1 pseudogene is annotated in these 763 nt (G+C 69.7%); it reads left to right on the top strand.

Annotated elements, in window-relative coordinates:
* Positions 1 to 763 (top strand): annotated as a pseudogene (locus tag FK530_RS26045) (hypothetical protein); the annotation flags it as partial.

Genomic DNA, 763 nt, shown 5'->3' with positions numbered 1-763 from the left:
GCACCTCCCACACCCCCCAGCTCCCTCCATCGACCGAGGAGACGGCCCTGCACGCCGAACGCACCCCCGACCGGCCCACCGGTTCCGACCGCAACGACGGTCAGGACTCTGCGACGCAGGACACCGAACTCCTCATGCCACCGCCCGTGCCGGGCGGATCCTTCCCGGCCGTGGGTGGCGCGGGCAGGGGGAACACCGGGTCGACTGAGGCCGCCCCGTCCCCCTCAGGGCCCCCTCCCACCGGTGGCAGCACACCCAAGAAGTCGGGAAGCCGTCTGGACCCGACGGTGCCCGCTCTGGTCTTCGCACTGGTCCTGGTGCTGGGTGGTGGGCTGTGGGGCGTGCGCACGGCCCTGGCTCCCATCGGTGACCTGGACCTGCCGACACTGCCCTCACAGTCGGGGGAGCAGTCAGGAGCGCAGAGCGGGGAGCAGTCGGGGGCCGCGGGAGGCTCGACCGAGCCACCCGCCCCTGTCACGACGCCCCAGATCGCCACGCCGACGATCTTCTCCTGGCGTGATGACGGCGGGGACAACCCGGACTCTGTCGTCAACATGATTGACGGGGATCCCTCCACCGAGTGGCACTCACGCTCCTACGACCTCAACCAGTTCCGTGAGGAGCAGACGGTCACGATCCTGCTCACCCTGAAGGAGAAGGCCACGGTCTCCTCCATCGACCTCACCATGGCTCCGGAGACCAACGGCGGCGAGGTGGTCGTGCGCAATGTCACCGACCCCGCGAACCCGCGGTCGGGAACAGA

This window comes from Tsukamurella conjunctivitidis, assembly GCF_007858475.1.
Taxonomy (GTDB): Bacteria; Actinomycetota; Actinomycetes; order Mycobacteriales; family Mycobacteriaceae; genus Tsukamurella; species Tsukamurella conjunctivitidis.
The sequence above is the reverse complement of the archived record's forward strand: the minus strand, read 5'-3'. Positions and strand labels throughout refer to the sequence as shown.